The sequence below is a fragment of the Endozoicomonas acroporae genome, assembly GCF_002864045.1.
In the GTDB taxonomy this organism is placed as follows: domain Bacteria; phylum Pseudomonadota; class Gammaproteobacteria; order Pseudomonadales; family Endozoicomonadaceae; genus Endozoicomonas; species Endozoicomonas acroporae.
The window spans coordinates 1-1,194 of the sequence record NZ_PJPV01000302.1; the positions used below are offsets into that span (position 1 = coordinate 1).

General features: G+C 48.6%; 3 protein-coding genes. 1 reads left to right on the forward strand and 2 read right to left on the reverse strand.

What is annotated here, in order from left to right:
- Nucleotides 1–38: 38 nt before the first annotated feature.
- Nucleotides 39–374, reverse strand: a complete 336-nt coding sequence (locus CX664_RS25410; protein WP_101749348.1) for a DUF4158 domain-containing protein — start codon at nt 372–374, stop codon at nt 39–41.
- A 35-nt stretch (nt 375–409) separates the two neighbouring features.
- Here CX664_RS25410 and CX664_RS25415 point away from each other — a divergent pair, with 35 nt between their 5' ends.
- On the forward strand, nt 410–871 hold the full coding sequence (locus CX664_RS25415) for a recombinase family protein (RefSeq protein ID WP_101749349.1): 462 nt from the start codon (nt 410–412) through the stop codon (nt 869–871).
- A 124-nt stretch (nt 872–995) separates the two neighbouring features.
- Here CX664_RS25415 and CX664_RS27330 read toward each other — a convergent pair.
- The coding region (locus CX664_RS27330; protein ID WP_219622305.1) for a hypothetical protein at nt 996–1,194 on the reverse strand (199 nt) is incomplete at its 5' end.

Below are 1,194 nucleotides of genomic sequence, written 5' to 3' on the forward strand. Positions count from 1 at the left end.
CCTAATAAGCTTCCGGCTATGCCGGAAGTCATTTAACTTTATCCAGTCTTTTGTAGACCTACCGTCGGGCAGACGGGATGATACAGTATTGGCAGGCTCAGCTGCTGTCGGTACTCGGCAAAGAAATTAAGGCGAACCTTTTTCCAGGCTTTTGTGGCGGAGTCATCAAGAATAGAGAATGATGGTAGCTCATAATATTGGCGAACCAGCTCCTCAAGAACCTCATTGATGATATCGGTGACATGCTCTTTTGTTGACGCTGCACGAAGAGCGGTGCTTTCCACAAGTTCTATGCCAGCCTGACCAGAAAGTAGAACAGATTGTCGAATAGGGTTTTTCCCGTTACTGGTAAGGGGAAAACCGCGCTCGGGCATGAGCGTCTCGCAGGAGGAATCCCACTGCTTTAGCTGTGGGAGGATGTCAAGGCGACAGTCTCGTTGTCAGTGAGCTGTCCCGGTTAGGTCGAAGCATGTTGGAATGCATAGAGATACTGTCTGTTGCCATGCAACGGGGAATACGGGTTTACTCCGTCAAAGGTGACTGGCACCTAGATAATTCTATCCAGAGCAAAATTATGGCAATGGCATTCTCTATGGCAGCTGAAATTGAAAGAGACTTGATTTCCCAAAGAACTAAGGAAGCCTTGAGAGCAAAAAAAGCAGCTGGTATACCCTTAGGTCGCCCAAAGGGACCCGGAAAAAGCAAACTTGATCCGTTTCAGCCTGAAATTGAGGCTTTGTTGGCTAATGGGGCGACAAAAACATTTATAGCTGAAAGATACAGTACAACCCCAGCAAATCTAACCAACTGGATGAAAAAACATGGGGTAATCCGACCACAACCCATAAAAGAAGGGGGGTGTATCGCTTAGATGTAGGCTGTAGTGCTTTACCTCTCCATCACTGCAAAGAACCTATTTCACATATTTTTCAGCATGTTACGAATAGATGTGGAGCATTAACCCCTATTTGCCGGCCGTCCCTCGATAAAAGCCGTCAGGAAAGAGGCAAGAGAGAAACCTGCCGTTGTACAACGCCCCAGAAGACCTCCTCCAGAGCCACCCGGGCTGCAACAACCGGCACTGCCGGAAAAACCACCCACACGGCCAAGGGTCCTGTTCTTTGAGGAATCCAGGGGGTGATTCCCTGGCATGAACACAAATGCTCATGACCGACATTTCGGTCACCCCGCACA

Excerpts from the sequence above, each read along its gene's own strand:
- CX664_RS25410 (WP_101749348.1), bottom strand. The coding sequence starts at position 374 with ATGCCCGAGCGCGGTTTTCCCCTTACCAGTAACGGGAAAAACCCTATT.